A 707-nucleotide genomic window follows, 5' to 3' on the forward strand; every position below is an offset into this window, starting at 1 on the left:
CGCTCTACTCGACTGTGATTGTGCCGGAGCGTGACTTCTTGACGAGTGCGCTCAAGCGCAAGGGAGCCCGGTTCCCTAACGGCGCTTGTGAGAATGAGGCAGGACTGGGCTTGGGGCGTTCAGGTCTCGGGCTTGCGCATGATCGGCTCGTTCTCGCCGGTCGGGCAGGGCTGGGGTCATCTCCAGAACCTCAGCAACCCGCTGCTTGCCACGCTCCGCCTCGATCCTGACCCGCACCGTGGTTCCCCGCGGAAGCCAGACATAGCCCACCTGCTTGAGCACCGACATGTGCAGGAAGGCGTCACTGTCGCCGTTGCTCAGGGCCACGGAGCCAAACTGCTTGGTCAGGTCAAACCAGGCGACCGTTCCCATGACCGTCATGCCCGACCCCCGCGAGCGGCAACGTCAGCACAATCAGCCTTGTTTCGCCAAGCACCAGCTCGCGCACGGCGCTCGGCTTGCACAGCGATCCTCATCGGCCCTTGCGTCGGATCGCCGACCCTTCACCGGCCAAGCAGAGCCTTTCTCGGCGAAGTTAATCTTCAAGATCCACATAGGTGTAAGACAGGGATTTATTTGTATGTGAGAGTTACTTTACTGTCAGCAACTGATCTCAGGCGCTGATAGCAGAGAGATCCGTGTGCTCCCGCCTGCAGGCCAGGGGAGCTCATCATGCGCTTATCGTTAGTTCCTGATAACAATCGGCT

General features: G+C 60.1%; 1 protein-coding gene. It reads right to left on the minus strand.

From position 1 onward, the window contains the following. Positions 1–75 precede the first annotated feature (75 nt). Positions 76–381 (minus strand): cold-shock protein, encoded by a 306-nt coding sequence (locus tag FS320_RS44580; protein ID WP_152718802.1) that lies wholly within the window; start codon positions 379–381, stop codon positions 76–78. Positions 382–707 lie beyond the last annotated feature (326 nt).

The sequence above is a fragment of the Microvirga tunisiensis genome (assembly GCF_009296175.1).
GTDB classification, from domain to species: domain Bacteria; phylum Pseudomonadota; class Alphaproteobacteria; order Rhizobiales; family Beijerinckiaceae; genus Microvirga; species Microvirga tunisiensis.